Raw genomic sequence first — 17,995 nt, 5'->3', positions numbered from 1 at the left:
GTTTTGGTGGTTGTATCAGGGCTTAAATTACATTTTTTCAGCGATTGTTTTATCTACCGTACGGGGTATTTTTCCCGGACTCGTCAGACAATTTTCCCTTCTTTCCCAAACTCCTTGCGGATACCGGTGAGAATATCCGCATTCCTGATCACATTGGTGTTCTGTTTCAATGCCATCAGGGTACAATAACGCACCACGTTAATGATGGCGCCTCCCGCCAGTTCATATTTCTCGGCAATTTCCTCCAGGTCTACCTTGTCTTCCATTACCGTTTTGTCGGAGAATGCCTGCTGCCAGAGTTTTTTCCGGTGTACAGGACTGGGCATGGAGAAATAGATCATTGACTGAAAGCGTCTTGTGAACGCATCATCCAGGTTGGCTTTCAGATTTGTTGCGAGGATCACTACGCCCGGAAAATCCTCCACACGCTGTAACAGGTAAGACACTTCCTGGTTCGCATGGCGGTCGTTGGAACTGCTGGTCTGTGTCCTTTTACCAAACAGGGCATCTGCTTCATCAAAAAAGAGTATCCAGTTCTTGTTCTGTGCCTGGTCGAATATACCCGCCAGGTTCTTTTCCGTTTCTCCGATGTATTTAGATACCACCATCGACAAATCTATGCGGTACACATCCAGCCCGGTGCTTTTACCAAGCAATGAAGCCGTCAATGTTTTACCGGTTCCCGGTGGGCCATAAAACAGGCTGCGATAACCCGGTTTGATCTTTTTATTTAATCCCCAGTCGTTCAGCAAGGTGTCCCCGTGTTCGATCCAGTCACGGATCTCCATTACTTCATCGAGCACTGCATCATCCAGCACCAGGTCTTCCCAGTCGAGCTTTGTCTCAAGCCTCTTTGCAGGGAAATTCACATTATAATCCGGTTTCTGGGAAGTGCCTTTAATGAAATAATTCAGGTATTCTGCGGAAATAGTGAGCATTCCGCTGAGAAATGGCTCATCCGCATGACCTGTTGTCAGTTTCAGTATCCTGAATTTTCCGAAATAGTGATCTTCACTGAAAATATCGAAGAGCAGGAAACGCTTGTCAAGGTCATTGGCTGCCAGTACGAATGCTACTGTTTCTCCGGTAGGTATAAATCCTGAGTGGTTCTGCCCTTTGACACCTCCGAATTCTGTAAATCCCCGGTCGTAATTCGCATTTTTCACATAAAATACATCCAGCACATGCGGTTGTATATGGGGAGCCAGTGAAAGCAATAAAACCAGCCGCTCGCTGATATTCATTTTATAATGCCGTACGATCTGCCCATAAACAGAACTATCATTCGTCAGGTCCGGTGGCGGAATATCGTAGATATCTGTATACTCGCAATCCTGTCCCCAGTAAAGTTTGAACCGGGTATCGATCACATGACTCAGCCACTGCATTTCAGTGTTCAGTGTTTTGGCATTATCGGAACTTAATTTCAGATCCATTCTACAGTCAGTATTTTTTTCATCCATGAGGTTTTAATGAAACCATAACCCCAGGGCAGTGTTTGCAATAACATGTCATAGCCGCGCTGTTCCACGCGGAGCGACCAGCCATCCTCCGTTTCTTCCAGTGCGCCTTCCCGCTGAAGAAAGGATGCTCTGATTCCCTGTATGGAATTGTTTTTCATCTTACTCCACTGCTGCTTCAACACTTCGAACAATTCATCGGATAGTGTTTGTTCTTCATCGGTTACAGTAATTTCAACCGCAACAGGGGTATCCGGATCCATACCGCACAGGATTTTATTGAGCGCCAGTTCATGTTCTTCGAATTCCTGTCTTCCGGTTACAAGATACTGCATTAACAATACACCCCGTTCCTGTTTTACCGGATCAGGGAACTGCCCTTTTTCCAATAGTCCGAGTCGTGAAAAATAAGTGCTGAAAAACGGGTGAAGGATCACAAGACCTGCATTGGCAATATAAAGCTTTGTCTTCCTTTCTTTTAGTTTTTCCTGGGCCTGCTTTTTCTCAGCCTCCTCTTCCCTGTTTTTCTCACGAAGCAATTCGCCGCGGATCTTTTCTTTGATCCTGTCCAATTCGGATGCACTGTTTTCAGTTGCTGCAGCCCCATTCCTATCCTGAACATATGCATCGTTCCTGATCACTTCCATGTCTTGTTCCTGCCGCAACAAGAATCGCAGCCCGCGTCGCATACTGGCCTCTTCTGCTGTACCGGTATTCACACCAGACCTGTCAGTATCTGACAAATGATCCAGTACTTGTTGCCAGATTGTGGTTACCGGCGACTGGTATTCTCCCGCGAACCGGAAAAACGCCAGGAAATAATCATAGCTGTTATTAAACGACTGTTGTTGTGCAGCCATTTTAAGATTATACAACTTGTACAACCGGATCATTTTCTCCCGAACCAGGCTGTCTGTAAATGCGTGTTCAAGAATATGAAGCATGTTTTGCACCAGCGACTGAAACTGCGGAACCGGCTGGTAATTGCTTTGCTGCATCAGCTGATTGAATAGCCAGGGCTCAGCGTATTCGCTTATTGCTATTAAGGTAGTATCGCTGGCAAGTAGCTTTTGCGTTTCACGGGCAGAAATATTTCCACGGGAAAGTAAAGCGATCGCTGCCGCGGCATCTGCATGCTGTTCTTGCATATAAGCGATCACAACTGTAATGTCCTGCTGTTTCAATAAACGCCGGAAGGCTTCCTGTTTCAGGGGTAACAGGAACGAAACCAGCTCTCTGTCTGTCATTTCGGCTCCTTGCTCAACCATCGCGAACAGGCGGGTCATTGCTGCGGGCTGGTATTCATCATTATGCACGATCTGGCGTAGTGCCTGCCTGTTGCGGCGGAATGCAAAGCGTACCAATTCCCGAAGCAATTCGTTTTCTTTTGAACTGCTTACCCTTGCAAATTTTGCAGGAAGACGATTCCATAAAAGGAAATAGATCAGTACAGCGATAGCCGCATCGTATAATTCTGCCAGACCTGCTACATCCTCCTTTTCAAGAAAGAACATTGCAATACGGGCAGCCGGTATATCTTCTGCGGCATTTTGCTGTAATAATTGTTTTTCTATACCTGCCGGCAATTGAGCTGTATATACATCTTCTGACCGAAGGGCCAACAATTGCTGTTTTGAAATATTTTCGGGCGGATCATTTTCATTTACAACTTCGCTTTCTTTACGGGGATCCTTGTCTTCAGCTATTGCTTTGACTGCGTTTATGGATACCGTATCAATGTCCTGCTGATCCGGATCATGCGATTCAGGCAAGATACCAATGTCGAGCGGGAAGCGCTTTCCGCTTCTTCGTTTACCGGCAGGCATTTCCATTGATATATCCCCGGCAGAAGTGAATGCCCTGTATAGCTCATCGAACGGATAGATCCATTGTTGTACAACAGAAGATAAAAATAAAAAGACCTCTTTTTCCTGCTCACCGGCTGATCTTTTTAAAGCCCCTGTCAATTGTACGATAGCCAGTAATTGCCTGTCATTCGCAGGACTGGTCTCAAGCAATTTCATCAACCTGTTCCTGTCTGTATAAAAAGCCAGTATCATCAACCTTGCAAGCAGAATTTTCAGAGATCCCTGATCAGTGATTGTTGTACCAGGAATGAGTCTTCCGTTTTCAATATAATAAAGCAGGCTGTTGAAAAGCTTATCAGCGATGGAAGTACGGGTTGTTACATCAGCTGCCGCCAGCCATTCACGAACAATTGACACTTCGTTACTTTCTGCAGGTATGGCCGTCATTACCGAAGCTGACAACAGGTATTCCTGCAATATGAAAGCATCGCCTGGCTTTTGATGACGTGTACTGTATGGTTTTCGTTTTTGCTGTTCAGAACCGGCTATTTGCTGAAATGAGATCAACCATTGTTCCAATTCGGCCACTACTTCATTTCCGTTCCATGTTTCAGCAAATCTCTGCAATAATGTCAATGCCTGTTCTGCATCATATCCGGGCAAGGCTGCAATCCTGCTGATGAGTTTTGTGTAAAATCCTGTGTAAGAAACGGTAAGATAATTCTGATCTGCAAGTTCATCCCATAATACCTGCAATAACAAAACAGGATCAGGCTGCGGAAGAGCAACACCTGTCATCATTTTTGCCTGGCGGAATAAACGGACTGCGTGTGATGCAGCCGGTAATTGCCGGATCACATCCAGTACAAGATCTTCGGGTATATTTTGCAGGAATCTTTTTTTTGCGACCGGGGAAAGTTGCGCCCATTGAAAGATCCATAATGCATCGTAAGGGGTTTGCGCCAGTAATTGCCTTAGCAGCGCCGCAGCCGGGTAACCTGAATATTGTTTAGCCCACCACGGCATTGCACCACGCGCCAGGAGAAACCGCAGCAGATCACGCAGGCTTGTTGAGCGGGGATACTTATCCTCTGCATCTTCTGGATCAATATTAAAAACAGCCGCTGTTTGTCCCCTTACCGATTCAACGTAAGATTGCACTGCGGTTTTTACATTTTCAAAACCCGCAATACTACCTGCTCTCTTCCGGGTTATTTCCTGCATCGCTTCACTTATATGAGCGGCAAGCGCTTCTGTCTGAATATCATACTGCTTTTTTATGCCGCGAATGACCGCTTCTATAATAACCGGTCCGGCCACCGCAGAAGTTCCGAAAGAGATCAATACATTCAGCAATATCTTCCAGATGGATTCGGCGAAAGAACGTGCACTGGCATTAACCAGCGGTCTCCCCGACTGCAATATCTCAAATGTGGTTGCTATGCGGCTGATCTCTTTTCCCGCCGGAAGTATGCGCCACAGGAGCTCTTTTGTGCCGGCCGTGCCTAACAGTTCAAATATGCTTTCTGCATTTGTTTCAGCAGCATTACGGCCAAACAGCAACTCCGATAATGTTTCAGGAGCTTTACCAGCCGCCTGCAATAAAAAAGCGGCCAGTTGCTCCCGGGTGTACGCATCTGCCCATTCAGGAAGTGTTTCGTGTTCAAAATAATAACGGAGTAATTCAATAATTCCTGTCACAGTACGCAGGTCGTGATCGCTTTCTTCCGGATCCTGTATAACCGGCCTGGTAATTTCCGGAGCAGCCATATCACTGTCAGTCATTGCAAGTTCTTCGATCACGCGCAACAATGAAGTTTCGTGCGTATTCTGACTCAGCTCAATTTTCAGGGCTTTAAAAAACAACAGCAGCAATTCCCTGTAAGAAATATTAAACCTTGCAGCGATCTGCATCAGGTTATTTTTAACAAAAGCCTTTCGGTTGAACTCTCCACCCCTGTCGGCCAGCAGATAATTAAGGATAAAAAGCCATACTTCTTTTTCGAATATTTTTATTTCGGTCTTTACAATCTGCTCACGTTGCTGCAATCTTGTAACCTGGGCGTGATAACCGAAGATATATTCTGCCTCCACCGGCTCCAGTGTTTCAATGATGTTGCGTATCCTGTCTTCACGGAAATGATTTACGATGCGCTGGCGAACATATTCATATCTCCCTATCCGCAGCAACAGTTCTCTTAATAACGTCCTATGATCTTTAAACAGGATATCCAGAACAGATCCGATGCCTGTTGCCTGTTCTGCCCACCAGGGCAGGCTTCCTGTAAGCAGGAAATATTCCAGCAGATCCGCATGTCCAGAATAAGCATGCGTAACGGTAATGCCAGCCTGTTTTGAAAGCCCCGGATCGTTGATCATTCTCAGCCTGGCTGCGATCTCCTCCATCAGTGCATCCATGAATTTTGTCAGCAGCTCCTGCTCCAGGTTCTCGTAATTCACTTCGCCGATATCCAGCCTGATCTGGTCTATTTTAAGTAATAACTCTTCAGGTATAACGGATTCAAGATAGCGGTTCACCTGTTCGGGTAATGGTCCGTTCACAAGCCTGCTGATCCTGTCCTGCAGCTCATATGCTTTTGCCTTTGAAAAAAAATCAATTTCAAAAAGCTGCTGGTTAATTGAAAAATGCTGGCTTGCCAATGTGATAAACTTGAATTATACAGATTACTTACCGGCTTCTTTTTTCAGGAGCAATAAAGAGATCAGCTGATCACCGAGCAAACGGGAATCGCTTCCGGTCCGGTCGGTTTTGATGGCTTCTGTCCATCTGAAGTAAAGGTCTTCAAAATCCTGCATTTCACTTAACGGCAGCCATTTTGTATCGAGCCTCATATGCGCCGGACTATTCTCTGTGAAAAGGCTGACGGTGAAATTCCGGAATGCCTTATCCTGGAATCGCGCGGGCCAGGATGGCATTATGATCGTTGTTCTGAACCTGAAAAAATCTTCAGCGATCTCTTCCCCATTCTCGCGTCTTGCCATATTAACAAAGGCAGGGTATATTGTTCCGGTGTTCCGCTGCGATTCGGCTATGCAATGCCTGATCTTCCGCAATACATGATCTGTTTCAGAGGCCGCACCCAGGATATATCTCGGCGCCGTAAACCAGGGATAGGCTTTATCATCCGTTTTATTGATCACACAGATCTTATCCAGTTTCTCAGTCATTTCTTCATTGGTATAGTCGCCGCATGCCGTTTCAATCACGTCCCTGATCACATGTACCCTTTCGTCAAAACTATACCACCTGTTATGCCGCAGGAGTACTTCGCCTTTTTCATCATAAAAATAAAAACCGAATGATCTGGACTGCAGCGACGGGCGCAGTAAAACATGCTCCAGCAAATGGAACCCTTCTGTATTGATGCTTAATTTTTTCAGGGAATCGGTAAAATAATTCAATGCGTTCACCGCATCTTCACGTGTGGCATATTTACCAACCCGGCTCCACTGCCGTTCGTTGGGCGCACGATACAGGATAATAAAACCTTTATTATTGATCTCAGGGCCTATCTTATATTGCTGCAGATCTATACCATCTTTTAAGAACCCGATATTTCTTCTGCCTATCTGGAAGTTACCATTCAGCGCATCTTCATCTTCAGTGCCGCGTGTGAAAAGACGTTCCACTTCATTGTCGGATATGATCATATCCAGGCGTTGCCCATCCCAGTTCAGTTCGTAAATACCTTTTTTAGCAAAAGGTTGATCTGTATGATCTTTCTCAACGGATAACCTTCCGTTACCAAGCGACTGAACATAAGCTTCAGCCATCCTTTTACGGTTTCCTTCCGGCAGATATAAAAGCTTGCTCATCAACTGTTCAAATCCGCTGGCATTTTCCTGCGTGTATGCTTTTGTATAATCCGCAGCCTGGTTCCTTTTACCGGTAAGTGCTACTATATTATGAAGGATATCGGCTTTCCAGAACAATTCCATGGTTCTTTCATCCGTGTCCTTAGGCTTATATAATCTTTCGTATAACTGCAATGGGTATTTCAGAAGGTTCTGGTTGAACCTGGAAAGCATATGATCGAGCAGCCTCTTTTTTCTTTCGCGGAAAACTTCGTCAGACTCTACTGTTGATTCGAGGAACTGAACATAACTGTTATTCGCATCTGCCGTGAAAAAATCCCAATCCACATGGTTCAGCCTTGTTCCCGGAACCATAAAATCTGACACAATATTGCCACTCGCAGGAACGCTGTAGAGCGGCTGTGCAAAATAGGTATGGTGTTTTTTATCTGCGTGGATGCTTGGCGAAAGGATCTCACCTAGATTGCCCAGCTGCGCGAGATAATTGGCCAGTACCTGCTCAAACAACATGAGGTATGCTTTTAGTTGTTTGGCCTTGGCTCTATTCGATTTCAGTAAAGGATCCTGCTCCTGTCGTGCTTTTACCGTATCTTCTATTTCATCGATATTGATCCGGTATACCGGAGGAAAAAGATGTTGAAACGAGTGATAAGCGGTTACATCCCTGTACTCACCTTTTCCCTTATTATCTTCCGCATCATTATATCCTTTGATGAACTGGCGTTTATTGGCATCCAGTTTTTTATGCAGCAGGCTCGAGAAGATAGTTTTCTTTACGATCACTTCGTAACTGTCGCTGAATAAACGGATCGCTGGCTCTTCGAGGTTAAAAATAAAACGGGGGAACCTGCCGGCATCCAGATAGAACGGGCGATGATCATATGTTTCTCCATCCGCGGTAATCACAAGTTTGCGGAGATATCTCACGCCTTCGATACTGAGTATCGCCTTGGTAAGGTCAGACGGATCTACTACTGTGAGTTTATCGGTCATTTCCGCATCAACGATAAAACCGTGTTCAAGAGACGGTCCCTGGTAAATCTCTTCCGTTTCCATTCCCTGTTGCCGCAGGCTGTTCTCTGTGTAAAAACTGATCGGCGGATTCAATGCTTTAATCAGCACATCATATACCTGGGCCAGCAGGTCTTCGTGCATCATGTGACGATCTACCACGATGTCTGCTTCAACGTGTATGTCGCAGGGCTCCAGGATGGAGAAAGATTCAAAATCAGATCCGCTGTTACGTGCAGTGAGCAATACTGATCTCACTTTCGCTGCTATCTCATTTTTGAACTGCTGCTTCACTTCAGGTGTCTGGTCTTCAAACCTTTCCTGGATCACATCATTCGTAACCTGGATCGATATATTGTATAATCCTTTTGCATAATTGCCGCATCCTGAAGAAACCACCGGCTCGATCCAGATATTGTATACTTCCGGCACCTGGTCTATAACGAGTTTCCTGAAATCATTCACCAGTACCGGCGACGTAGTCAGGATCTCGTGTTTGAGGAAAAACAGGTTTTTTGCGAGATCGATCGTTCCGTCTTTTTCCGTCAGCAGGTCTCCGATATCAAAACCGGTTCTGTATGCAAGATCGGTGATGGAATAACAAAGGTGTTCGAGTATGGTTACACCCGGATCGTGCAGGTTGTAGTCAGTCCAGGTATTGCCCGCATATTGCTGCAGCAGTTCGATACCACGCGCGCGCAGGAAGTCAAAATTCTGTGCAGAATCCTGATTCGTATCCTTCTCGAGGTGATATTCGTTTGTTTTTTCCAGTTCCATAATACCCGGCCTGATCACAGCGAATTATAATATTCTTTGGGCATGAAAACTTCATCATCCCATAATTTCGAAATGTTGTAATGAATGTCTACATCCGACCCATAATTATTACCCGTTTTGATCTGCAGGCAATAATCATGTGTTGTACCCCTGAAACGAAGCTTCAGCCTGTTCCAGAAAAAACCATAATGTGCCGATGTTTTCCTGATCCTGCTTCTCGAATTGCCAAAAGCACTCAATGCATATGCATGCAGGATCGCGAATTTACCCGAGCCTTTTTTTCCTGTTCTGGCTACAACCTCAAATGCATTGCAGTTATCGAGCCCCTCCAGGATCGTATGCCATTTTCCGTCTGCCGGAACAAAACCGGCGCCATAGGTTCCCATACGGCCTTTATAGCCCATGAATCCGTCAACATCCAGCCGCAGTTCTTTCTGACTTCTCTTACCGATGCCCAACGCGCCATCCACATTAAAGTAAAAGCTGGACGCCTCTTCCGTCTGCTCATCTTCCTTAACAGGATTCAGTTTTAAACTCTCAACCCCCTGCTCGTCTTTTTCAAAAGCAAAAAAAGTATCGAGGTCATTAATATTTTTATAGAGCGAGATGAATTTCTTCGATGGCCCCATGGTGGCAACCACAAGACCGTTGTCTTTGTCTTTCAGGAATGCATCATCCTGTTTGTTGATCATGGAATCGATCAGGTAACCGAAGTGATTCTCGGTAGGAATCTGTCCGTTCCTGAAGTATTTCTTCAGATCTTCGCGACCGAAAGACTTGTTGTTTCCCTTATTTTTCATACCTGTTATGCATTAGGGTTAAAATGGAAATTATATAATTCTTCCTGTTCCTGGTTATTGTTTTCCTGATCTGTTTCCTGATGATGGATTTCGTCAACCAGTAATTCTTCCGCAATCACAAGCCCGCCGATACCGGTGCCTTCCGGTTTTTTATAGACTTTTTCCTGCAATACAGTGATATCATGTTCGGGAGCCGATAGCAGGATGGCGCTTGGAATAGATCCCTTCAGGTAATCAGTTGCTTCAACAGCCGAATCGATCACACGTGCGTCGTATCTGCCTGTCTGCGGGTTGTACTGATGGTAAAAATGCAATACGGAAAAAGAAGTGACATGGCTGACATAAGAACAGTTCTTGATGAAATTCAGGATCTCCGACAGGTAAGTCCGCCCTTCCATCTTCACATCGGAATCGGCACTGAAAAGCCAGGGCGATATGAAACGGCAGATATCTTCATTCAGCCTGCTGAGACTGTTTCCGATGCTGGCTTTGGAAGAATTGTCGCTGAAGATCACACTGCACACTACTTTCACTCTTTCATAAACAGGGTTTGCCACATCAACTTTGATAAAAGGTGATATGTTTTCACTGATCAGTTTTTTGATCTTATATAATCCCGCCAATGCAACTTTGGGTTCTTCCATTACCAGGGAAACATTTTCCATGAGGCGCGGAATGACCACTACCTGTATATCATAACCCGGAAGAACAAGATTATTATGTGCCCCAACGCCATAACAATGCACTTTGAGTATGTCAGGAAAAGCTTCAAGGATCAGTTGTGCAATATCCGTTGTTGTTACGGGCCTTTGTTTATGACGTAATCTTTCACTTGCCCTTACATAATATTTATCTTCTGTTTCTTTCGGTCTTCCGCCAAAAGAAGGGTAAGGCTGCCACACCTGCTGGATCTGCGGTATTTTACGTTTAAACTCGCGTATAGATCCCGGCGGAAGATGCAGTTGCTCTGCAGTAATATCTTCACTGTTCAGGATGCGTGAGGCTGAAACACATTGTGTATGCAGTGCCTGCAGTTTCGTTCTCACTTCTCCCCTGTTGTTACAGGATGCCCTGATCCAGGTATATGCAGGATCCATGATAGTGCTGGGCTTTTCAGAAAGATCGGGAATGTATAACCGCACGATGCCGCTGTTGATAAAGTTCAGCGTTTCATCCAGGAGTACATCAGCCTTATCCAGCTGTACCCATTTATTGTCGAGCAGGATGCTCCACTGCAAAGGTTCGGCTTCATAATTGGAATGATAAAAATTACTCTCTTCCAGTTGAAAGAGCAGGGTCAGTATTTCATTCTCCGGCACGTCCTGCAAACCGATAAACAGGTTGCTCTGATCTTTCACAACAGGCACAAAACTCATTTCGGCAGCATCTTTTGCAGGATAGATCTGCCTGTAGCCAAAAGAATCATGATGCCAGAGGCAAAGATTCTGGTTTTTCTCCGAATCCTTGTTCATACCGCTGATCGCTTCCGAATGTTCGAGTACGTAATCGACAGTGATACGTTTTACAACAGCCGCATAAGGAGTATTGGGTAATGGTATTTTACGTTTATACCATTTGGCATTGTGCATGATGATCTCGGAGAACAATGTGGGATAGATCTTCTGCCCGAAACCATCTTCAGGTGAAATGAATTCGAGTCTCACAGCACCTTCTCTGAAATCGCCGTCAGCAGCTTCGTCTTCATTATTGAAAGAAGGCGTGTTATCGAAATGTATTTTTGAGAAATCAATGTGTTTGATATTGGTCACCGGGCAGACGGTTCCTTTACTGCCGGGTTCATCATTGATGGCAAAGAGGTTAAAAGATTGCTGATCCTTCAATGCAGGCTGAAAACGACCTTCATTTAACCCGCTGATCGAAATTTTAAAGGAATCGTTTTTCACTTTTGGTTCGTAAGACCTGTAATATGCTTCAAACCCGCCTTTATCCCTCGGCAGATCGAACCAGTTGATGCGGATCGTAAAATTGCGGGTATAACAATTGAATATGTTTCCATTCCGGATATCCAGGTAAGACCCTACAGAAGCGATCGGCCCGAAAAGCTGGAAAGGGCTCGCTGTGCTTACTGCACCCACATTGTTACGCATGGTGAGGTGTTCGCTCTCTGTTACGGAAAGACGTATAGCCACCCGTTCAATATGAATATCCTTTAAAAAGGTATACGGGTTGTGAAAGGAATCATTATTGATCACAAAACGGATCATCGGCCATTCCGTATCATATTCAAACCCGTGTATATCCTTACTGTAAACAGCAGTGGGTGCATCATTATGCTTCAGTTCAAAGTCGAGTTCGATAAAATGATCCCCTTCCATATCCGGGTCAAAAGAAGCCGTATATTTTTCAATGCTGATCCATTCCTCATCACCGGTAATATCGATATTGAAAGCTTTGGATAACATTTCATAGATCAGCACTTTCTGATTGGTGCCCGACACATTTGCATAATTATTTACATGCGCAATAAACTGCTGCGAACTTTTTTTACTGATATAGAAGCGTATCCTGAAATTCCTTTTACCATCGCGTGCGTACAATAAGGGCGATGCCATGTAAAGTGCGATCTCCGCCGGCAGCATCGATCTTTCCTCTGCCGACAATTGCGCCTGGTCTTCACCAATCAGCGGCCAGGAACGGGTGTCATTCCTGCCCGACAAAAAATTATCCGGCTGGTAAACAGGATTATCCGCTACAAAAACCTGCATTTCCCTTACATCTTCATCTTCTTCGGCTCTTGCCGGGATCTTTACATTTTCACTTACATAAACAGTATTGAGTTTTTTGATCGATGCTTTCGTTACAAAAAGATCATTTTCTGTCTGGAAAAAGATCTCCGTACCCGAAGCAGGGTTCTTAACCGGCAGGAGTTCACCTTTCGGAAGCAGGAATGCGTTGCCAGCCGGATTCAGATCAAACACAAGGTTGACCTTATCCGGTATTGCTGCTTTATAATTCAGCTGCAGTATTCTGTTGTAATAAAAGTCGAGGTGTTTTTTTGTGAATGAATTGATATCCTTTTTCAGATATTCATACAGATCGAGAAATGTGATCAGCAGTGCAATATGCGGCTCGAAGCTGTCGCCCTTTGATCTTTGTTTGTGCAGGTACAGTTCAGCGGCTTCCGACAAACGGTTGTATTTGGAACGGAGGCTGTAAAAGACCTTATCGATATACGGAAGAAGATTGTTGATCAGAGCCTGTGTGTGTGATCCATCCAGCTGCAGTTCAGTATCAGCTTCAGCAGCAGCAACCTGCTCATCTGAAAATCTCCGCAGGAGCGGCACCCGGATACCTGTACCGAAATGACGGCTTGCGAGGTAATAGTATCGTTTTAATGCCTCCGATTCTTCATCAAAATCATCATATCCCTTCACAAGCTTACGGAACTCGAAAATACCAGGATCGCTTTTGCTCGTTGTGCGGAATTTCTGATGCAGTGTAACCTGGAAAGTAATGAACGTATCGATGAAACGCAGCAATGCAGACAGTGAACGGATATTCACATTCTCATCCGTTTCATGGATGATACGGTTCTTTAAATTGTCGTACTGACGGATATAACTGTTGATGCCGAATTTTGGCAATACCCTTAAAATGATATTGACATCCGCGATCAGGAATTCCTGCCAGTTACCATCAATTTCGTTATTGAGATTGTAATAGTTGAAATGCCTCGACAGTTCGATGATAAATTTCAGCAGATCTTCCTTCTCCCGCTCTTCAATACGGAAAAAGTCTGGCCTGAGCGAAAGAGGATATCTCTCCGACTGGCTTATTCCATCTGCGATATGAGAGCTTTCGTTCTGACTCATCTGTTATCCTGATTGCAGTTTATTGCTGCACATTGGTTCCTTCCGTAATATAGAACGGATATACAATATTGTGTCTGGTATTGGTAATGATCAGTGAAAAATTGATCCGCAGTGTGAGAATACCGTTGATATCATCGGTATTGAGCACTTCACAATTGATAAACTTGATCCTTGGCTCGAAATTAAGCAGTGCTTTTCCGATGGTTTCGTTGATCTGCTGGATCAGTGCCGCATCGATCTTTTCAAAAACAAGCCGCTTCAGGTAACATCCGAATTCCGGCTGCATAATCCGTTCGCCCGGAAATGTATCCAGGATAATGCGGATGCTTTCTTCGATATCCTGCACTTCAGATACCATCTGGATCGAATTGCTGAACTTGTCGAATACAGGCGGAAAACTCCAGCCGGTACCCAGAAATGAACTGATCTCGTTATTCATAGTTAGCCTCCTATCATTACGGTTGGACATCCTAATACGATTGTACCCCCATGCGCAGTGGTATCGCCCATGCGCGCAGCAGGCTTCCCGCCGATCATAACGGTTGCAGAACCTTTGATGATGGAATCGGGAGGCCCAACACATACAGCATTGTCACCCATCACTGCAGCAGGCATTTTTCCGATCAGCACGGTAGGCGCTCCCGGGCCAATAACCGGTCCGCCCACATGTGGTATCGGTGGCAATCCCGGTGTAACCATCGGGCAGGTATGCATATCTGTTAGTCTTGCTGCTGGAGGCATAATCTGTTTTTTATCTTTTAATTGATCATGACCATTCCACCTTTTACAGTGGTAGATCCTGAAGCAGAAATCTCTGCCGTAGCATTACCTTTGGCGGTGAAACCCACTTTAGCGGTATGGTTCACGTTCAGGCCGCTGACTGCCACATCCTGCTTGGCATCGAGCGTGAGTTTCTGCGTGGCATTGATGTTGATGCTGCCGGTTGCTTTGATATTGATATCCTTGCCGCTATCGAGATCGATACCCGATGATGACATTTTAATCGTATTACTGTTCTGGTCTTTGATCTCGATCGATTTGTCCTCATCGCTGATCGTGATCTTATTCCCACCTGGTGTTTCTATCACGATCACTTTCTTTTCATCGTCGAAAGAAAGTTTCATCTTGGTTTTCGTGGTGAGCGATTTGATATAATTGTTCTCATCTGCGGGCGGGTTGGGCGATTTGTTCTTATCACTGTATACCGATCCGAGCACTACAGGGTAACGCGGGTCATTATCCAGGAAACCTACAATCACTTCATCCCCTACTTCAGGCCAGAAACCCGATCCCGCATCACCTGTTGCATAAAAATTTGCATAGCGCGCCCAAATATCCGGCGATGTTTCTGAATAAGATGGCAATGTTACCTGTATACGTGCAAGCGATTTCGGATCTTCGCTTAATTTCTTAACTGTTCCTACCTGCAGGCCATGAACAGCTGGTAATTGCCCCGATGCAGATGCGTAAGAAAAGTCAGGCATCTTATGAATCTGTGAATTTTCCAGTCCGAATTTTACAATGGTATTCCAGGAACCGGCTTCTATAACATGATTAACGGAAGATACAAATGCACTTCCGTTGAATTTTTTTCCTACGCCTGCCAGTTCAATGATGTTGCCGGTTTTCACTGTTGCGCTGCCTACAAATTTCACTTTACCCCTGCAGGCGTTCAGACGCATGCGCAGTAAAGCTGCATCTGCCCAGACTTTCAACTCGTCTGTTGCCATTGGTGTTGGGGTGAGCAGGTTCAGCGCTGCCTGGCTCAGCTTTCCGGACAGCGTTTTTGCAGTTACATTACCCTGGCTGTTAACTGAAGGTTCTGCTGCGGCAGATTTCACCAGGGCCTGTGTTTTGGTATCCCAGCCGGATGCATTGATGGCGGTTGGCTGGTTCTCGGCATTCAGTTCGGCTTCGAAACTGATCATCGATTCGCCCACTGCCACACGCTGTACGGCTGTTTCAGACAATTTGGGTTTTCCGACGGTAAAAGAATCACCATCCATGCAAATAATAAAGCCATTGAAATCTGCACGAGATAACACAAAATCCCAGTCGGTAGATCTCCGCTGGTAACAGGCTTCGTAAGTAACCGTTGTAGCTGTTACGTCGGCACTCAATCCATAATTGCCCGTGATCTTGGTAATGATATCACTGTCCTTGCTTTCTGTAAAAACACCTTCTTTTTCATTGAAGGTCATGGTTACAGCTTTATGCTTGCAGAATACTTTTATTTTAAAGGGAGATTTATTGTCGAGTTCTGCGGCATGCTTAACGATGAGTCCTTTAAATATGGTTTGCTCTCCGCTGTCGCCGAAACCGGCGCTGATCTCAAGCTCTTTGCCTGGATCAAAATCTGCTCCGTCTGTGATAGGGATCTCTCCGGATTTGGTATTCATCGGTCCTACCAGCACTACTTCCGCGGTGGATATTTTATTGATGGCATGCAGCACATTCACTGAAACAAGACCATAATCGTCTTTAATGGCTGTGCCATCTACTTTTACAGTAACCCGTAAAGAGAGGCTTTTGATATTGGTTAAAGGCGTAGCTACAGCCATGGTTTATTTTTTCAAAGGAGGAAAATAGATCTGGTCGCCGGGCTTGATGGCATTAACACCTGCAAGCTTGTTCACCCTTGCTATTTCAAGGTAGTAGGAACTGTCGCCATAGATCTGGTAACTCATCAGGGGCAAGGTATCGCCGGCTTTAACTGTGCGTACGTGCGTCAGATCAGGAGAATTGTTCCCCGCTTCCTTTGCTTTCTGTTCCCAGTCAACATTCTTCTGCAGATCGAGTGTGATCGATGCACGTAAAGGTGTGCCGTCCGGTTTAAACAGTGTATACTTTACCGTTACGGATTTACACACACACTGGAAGGATAATTTTGCCCAGGATATTTTCAGGTAATTGGTTCCGTGTGTATCGCCGTTGTAATCGCAAACTATATCCTGGAAGTCCTGGATATAGGTTTCCACATCCTGAGGGATAACGGTAGTGCTGCTTTCTGTAATACCGGTACCATCTACAATGATCTCATCAAACACCAGCGTTTCATCACCCATTTTGGAAAAGAAATAGGTCTGACCGCTGTCGCTGATCACTTCCGGCGTACTGTATTCAATAACTTTTTTGGTAGTGTAAGATTTAGGATTGATAAAAGCTTCTATTTCACCCTTTTTCTTGGAGAGAGAACAGGCTGCATCTTCAAAAGATTCGATCTTGATTTTTTTCAATCCCATTATGGTATCTGCAATACTCATATTTTACCTGGCATTTAAACTATCCATCCGGTCCAGAATCTTTTCCATACATTCTTTCACTACTTTGGCTTTCAGCTCCTGCAGTTTTTTATTGAGTTCGGCTTCCGCCTGCTGTGTCTGGCTTTCCTTAACAGTAACGCGCACCACTAATTCTCTGATCTCTAAAGGCATCGGATGGTTTTTAAAATCAATAACCTGGCATAATACCCGAACTATATATCCGTACGTTCAAAATAACTGTAAGCCAGTTCGAGCGTTTCTATCACAATGGCATTATCCATTGCTTTTAAATCTGAAATCTTCAATGCTACGGGGTAAGCCTTCCTGAATGCCCATGATACGGAAGGCGTTCCTTTTTCATCCTGCAGGTTTACGATAATATCCATCGGTGTAAAGCTAAAATCGCGGAACGAGCTACGCATCCATAAATAAAGAGAGGAACTCTTGAGGAGTCCCCTCTTTAAAACAAGATTATCGTATTTAACTTTTTCCGGCAACTTGTAAAGTGTATTCACGCCGCCCTCCTGTATGTCTGTAGTAGTAATGCTGACATTGATACCACTTACATCCTGGAAGCTGCATTCGTTACCATCCAGAAAAAAGAGGGCCGGAAAGATCACTTTAAAGCTAAACCCGACAGGAATGGTATAGGGATATACAGTGGCCATGGTTAATTTATTGGTACCCTAAATCAATTCCCGCCTGTTTATCAGGCTACGATAGTAAGTCCTTCATGCGCCAGTTCCATGGTTTCAACCGCTGCTTCGTTGGCATCAGATTTCATATCTGTTACTGTCATCTTGCATGGGAAAGCATTGGTCAGGTTCCATGACATGGCTACTGCGTTTGCTTCGTCGAGCAGGCTGATCACCACGGTAACCCTTTCGATGGTATTCATCTTGATCGCATTGTACATGGTCCACATCTTCTTGTCATCTTTAAAGATGCCTTTCTTAAGCGTGATGTTGCCATATTTCTTGATACCCGGCATTTTCACTGTAGAGTATGCCTGGCTGTTACCTGCGCGGTATTCGATTACCTGTGTTTCAGAAGAAAGGCCTGTTACTTCCTGGAAGAACAGTTCGTCGCTTCCTATTTTCACTGAGAACTGGAATTTAACAAGTGGCCATGTAGAGGCCGACTGTGTTGCACCATTTTCTGCCATAAAATATTATTTAAGTTAGTTTGTTAAGATTGTGAGCTGTT

The 17,995-nt window shown here is 44.9% G+C and carries 12 protein-coding genes; all 12 read right to left on the bottom strand.

Translation table 11 applies throughout. The features are described 5' to 3' along the window. Positions 1-83: 83 nt before the first annotated feature. Genes B5D42_RS11585 through B5D42_RS11535 form a run of 12 tightly spaced genes read right to left on the bottom strand, consistent with a single transcriptional unit; the run spans position 84 to position 17,954 of the window. Positions 84-1,436, bottom strand: coding sequence for an ATP-binding protein (locus B5D42_RS11585; RefSeq protein WP_078831676.1), 1,353 nt, complete (start codon positions 1,434-1,436; stop codon positions 84-86). Further along, complete coding sequence (locus B5D42_RS11580) at positions 1,427-5,929, bottom strand: contractile injection system tape measure protein (RefSeq protein ID WP_078831675.1); 4,503 nt, start codon at positions 5,927-5,929, stop codon at positions 1,427-1,429. The genes B5D42_RS11585 and B5D42_RS11580 overlap by 10 nt, the downstream gene beginning before the upstream one ends. Positions 5,930-5,953: 24 nt before the next feature. Beyond that, positions 5,954-8,893: a baseplate wedge protein gene (locus B5D42_RS11575; protein WP_078831674.1), complete on the bottom strand. Its 2,940-nt coding sequence runs from the start codon at positions 8,891-8,893 to the stop codon at positions 5,954-5,956. Positions 8,894-8,907: 14 nt separating this feature from the next. Beyond that, complete coding sequence (locus B5D42_RS11570) at positions 8,908-9,693, bottom strand: hypothetical protein (RefSeq protein ID WP_078831673.1); 786 nt, start codon at positions 9,691-9,693, stop codon at positions 8,908-8,910. A gap of 5 nt (positions 9,694-9,698) precedes the next feature. After that, positions 9,699-13,526 (bottom strand): baseplate J/gp47 family protein, encoded by a 3,828-nt coding sequence (locus B5D42_RS11565; RefSeq protein WP_078831672.1) that lies wholly within the window; start codon positions 13,524-13,526, stop codon positions 9,699-9,701. 19 nt (positions 13,527-13,545) lie between these two features. After that, positions 13,546-13,965 (bottom strand): GPW/gp25 family protein, encoded by a 420-nt coding sequence (locus B5D42_RS11560; RefSeq protein ID WP_078831671.1) that lies wholly within the window; start codon positions 13,963-13,965, stop codon positions 13,546-13,548. Between the two features lie 2 nt (positions 13,966-13,967). Then, positions 13,968-14,267: a PAAR domain-containing protein gene (locus B5D42_RS11555; protein WP_078831670.1), complete on the bottom strand. Its 300-nt coding sequence runs from the start codon at positions 14,265-14,267 to the stop codon at positions 13,968-13,970. Positions 14,268-14,284: 17 nt separating this feature from the next. Continuing rightward, positions 14,285-16,087 (bottom strand): type VI secretion system tip protein VgrG, encoded by a 1,803-nt coding sequence (gene vgrG / locus B5D42_RS11550; RefSeq protein ID WP_078831669.1) that lies wholly within the window; start codon positions 16,085-16,087, stop codon positions 14,285-14,287. Positions 16,088-16,090: 3 nt separating this feature from the next. Next, positions 16,091-16,789, bottom strand: a complete 699-nt coding sequence (locus B5D42_RS11545) for a CIS tube protein (RefSeq protein ID WP_078831668.1) — start codon at positions 16,787-16,789, stop codon at positions 16,091-16,093. A gap of 3 nt (positions 16,790-16,792) precedes the next feature. Next, positions 16,793-16,960, bottom strand: coding sequence for a DUF5908 family protein (locus B5D42_RS17890; protein WP_176112989.1), 168 nt, complete (start codon positions 16,958-16,960; stop codon positions 16,793-16,795). Positions 16,961-17,001: 41 nt separating this feature from the next. Further along, positions 17,002-17,457 (bottom strand): phage tail protein, encoded by a 456-nt coding sequence (locus tag B5D42_RS11540; RefSeq protein ID WP_078831667.1) that lies wholly within the window; start codon positions 17,455-17,457, stop codon positions 17,002-17,004. A 41-nt stretch (positions 17,458-17,498) separates the two neighbouring features. Continuing rightward, positions 17,499-17,954, bottom strand: a complete 456-nt coding sequence (locus B5D42_RS11535; protein ID WP_078831666.1) for a phage tail protein — start codon at positions 17,952-17,954, stop codon at positions 17,499-17,501. Positions 17,955-17,995 lie beyond the last annotated feature (41 nt).

This window comes from Sediminibacterium ginsengisoli (assembly GCF_900167075.1).
In the GTDB taxonomy this organism is placed as follows: Bacteria; Bacteroidota; Bacteroidia; order Chitinophagales; family Chitinophagaceae; genus Sediminibacterium; species Sediminibacterium ginsengisoli.
This window is presented reverse-complemented; position numbering and strand designations above follow the sequence as displayed.

Bases quoted from the DNA above. Each gene is read 5' to 3' on its own strand.
- B5D42_RS11565 (WP_078831672.1), bottom strand. From the start codon at position 13,526: ATGAGTCAGAACGAAAGCTCTCATATCGCAGATGGAATAAGCCAGTCG.
- B5D42_RS17890 (WP_176112989.1), bottom strand. From the start codon at position 16,960: ATGCCTTTAGAGATCAGAGAATTAGTGGTGCGCGTTACTGTTAAGGAA.
- B5D42_RS11575 (WP_078831674.1), bottom strand. From the start codon at position 8,893: ATGGAACTGGAAAAAACAAACGAATATCACCTCGAGAAGGATACGAAT.
- B5D42_RS11540 (WP_078831667.1), bottom strand. From the start codon at position 17,457: ATGGCCACTGTATATCCCTATACCATTCCTGTCGGGTTTAGCTTTAAA.
- B5D42_RS11570 (WP_078831673.1), bottom strand. From the start codon at position 9,693: ATGAAAAATAAGGGAAACAACAAGTCTTTCGGTCGCGAAGATCTGAAG.
- B5D42_RS11545 (WP_078831668.1), bottom strand. From the start codon at position 16,789: ATGAGTATTGCAGATACCATAATGGGATTGAAAAAAATCAAGATCGAA.
- B5D42_RS11585 (WP_078831676.1), bottom strand. From the start codon at position 1,436: ATGGATCTGAAATTAAGTTCCGATAATGCCAAAACACTGAACACTGAA.
- vgrG (WP_078831669.1), bottom strand. From the start codon at position 16,087: ATGGCTGTAGCTACGCCTTTAACCAATATCAAAAGCCTCTCTTTACGG.
- B5D42_RS11560 (WP_078831671.1), bottom strand. From the start codon at position 13,965: ATGAATAACGAGATCAGTTCATTTCTGGGTACCGGCTGGAGTTTTCCG.
- B5D42_RS11535 (WP_078831666.1), bottom strand. From the start codon at position 17,954: ATGGCAGAAAATGGTGCAACACAGTCGGCCTCTACATGGCCACTTGTT.
- B5D42_RS11555 (WP_078831670.1), bottom strand. From the start codon at position 14,267: ATGCCTCCAGCAGCAAGACTAACAGATATGCATACCTGCCCGATGGTT.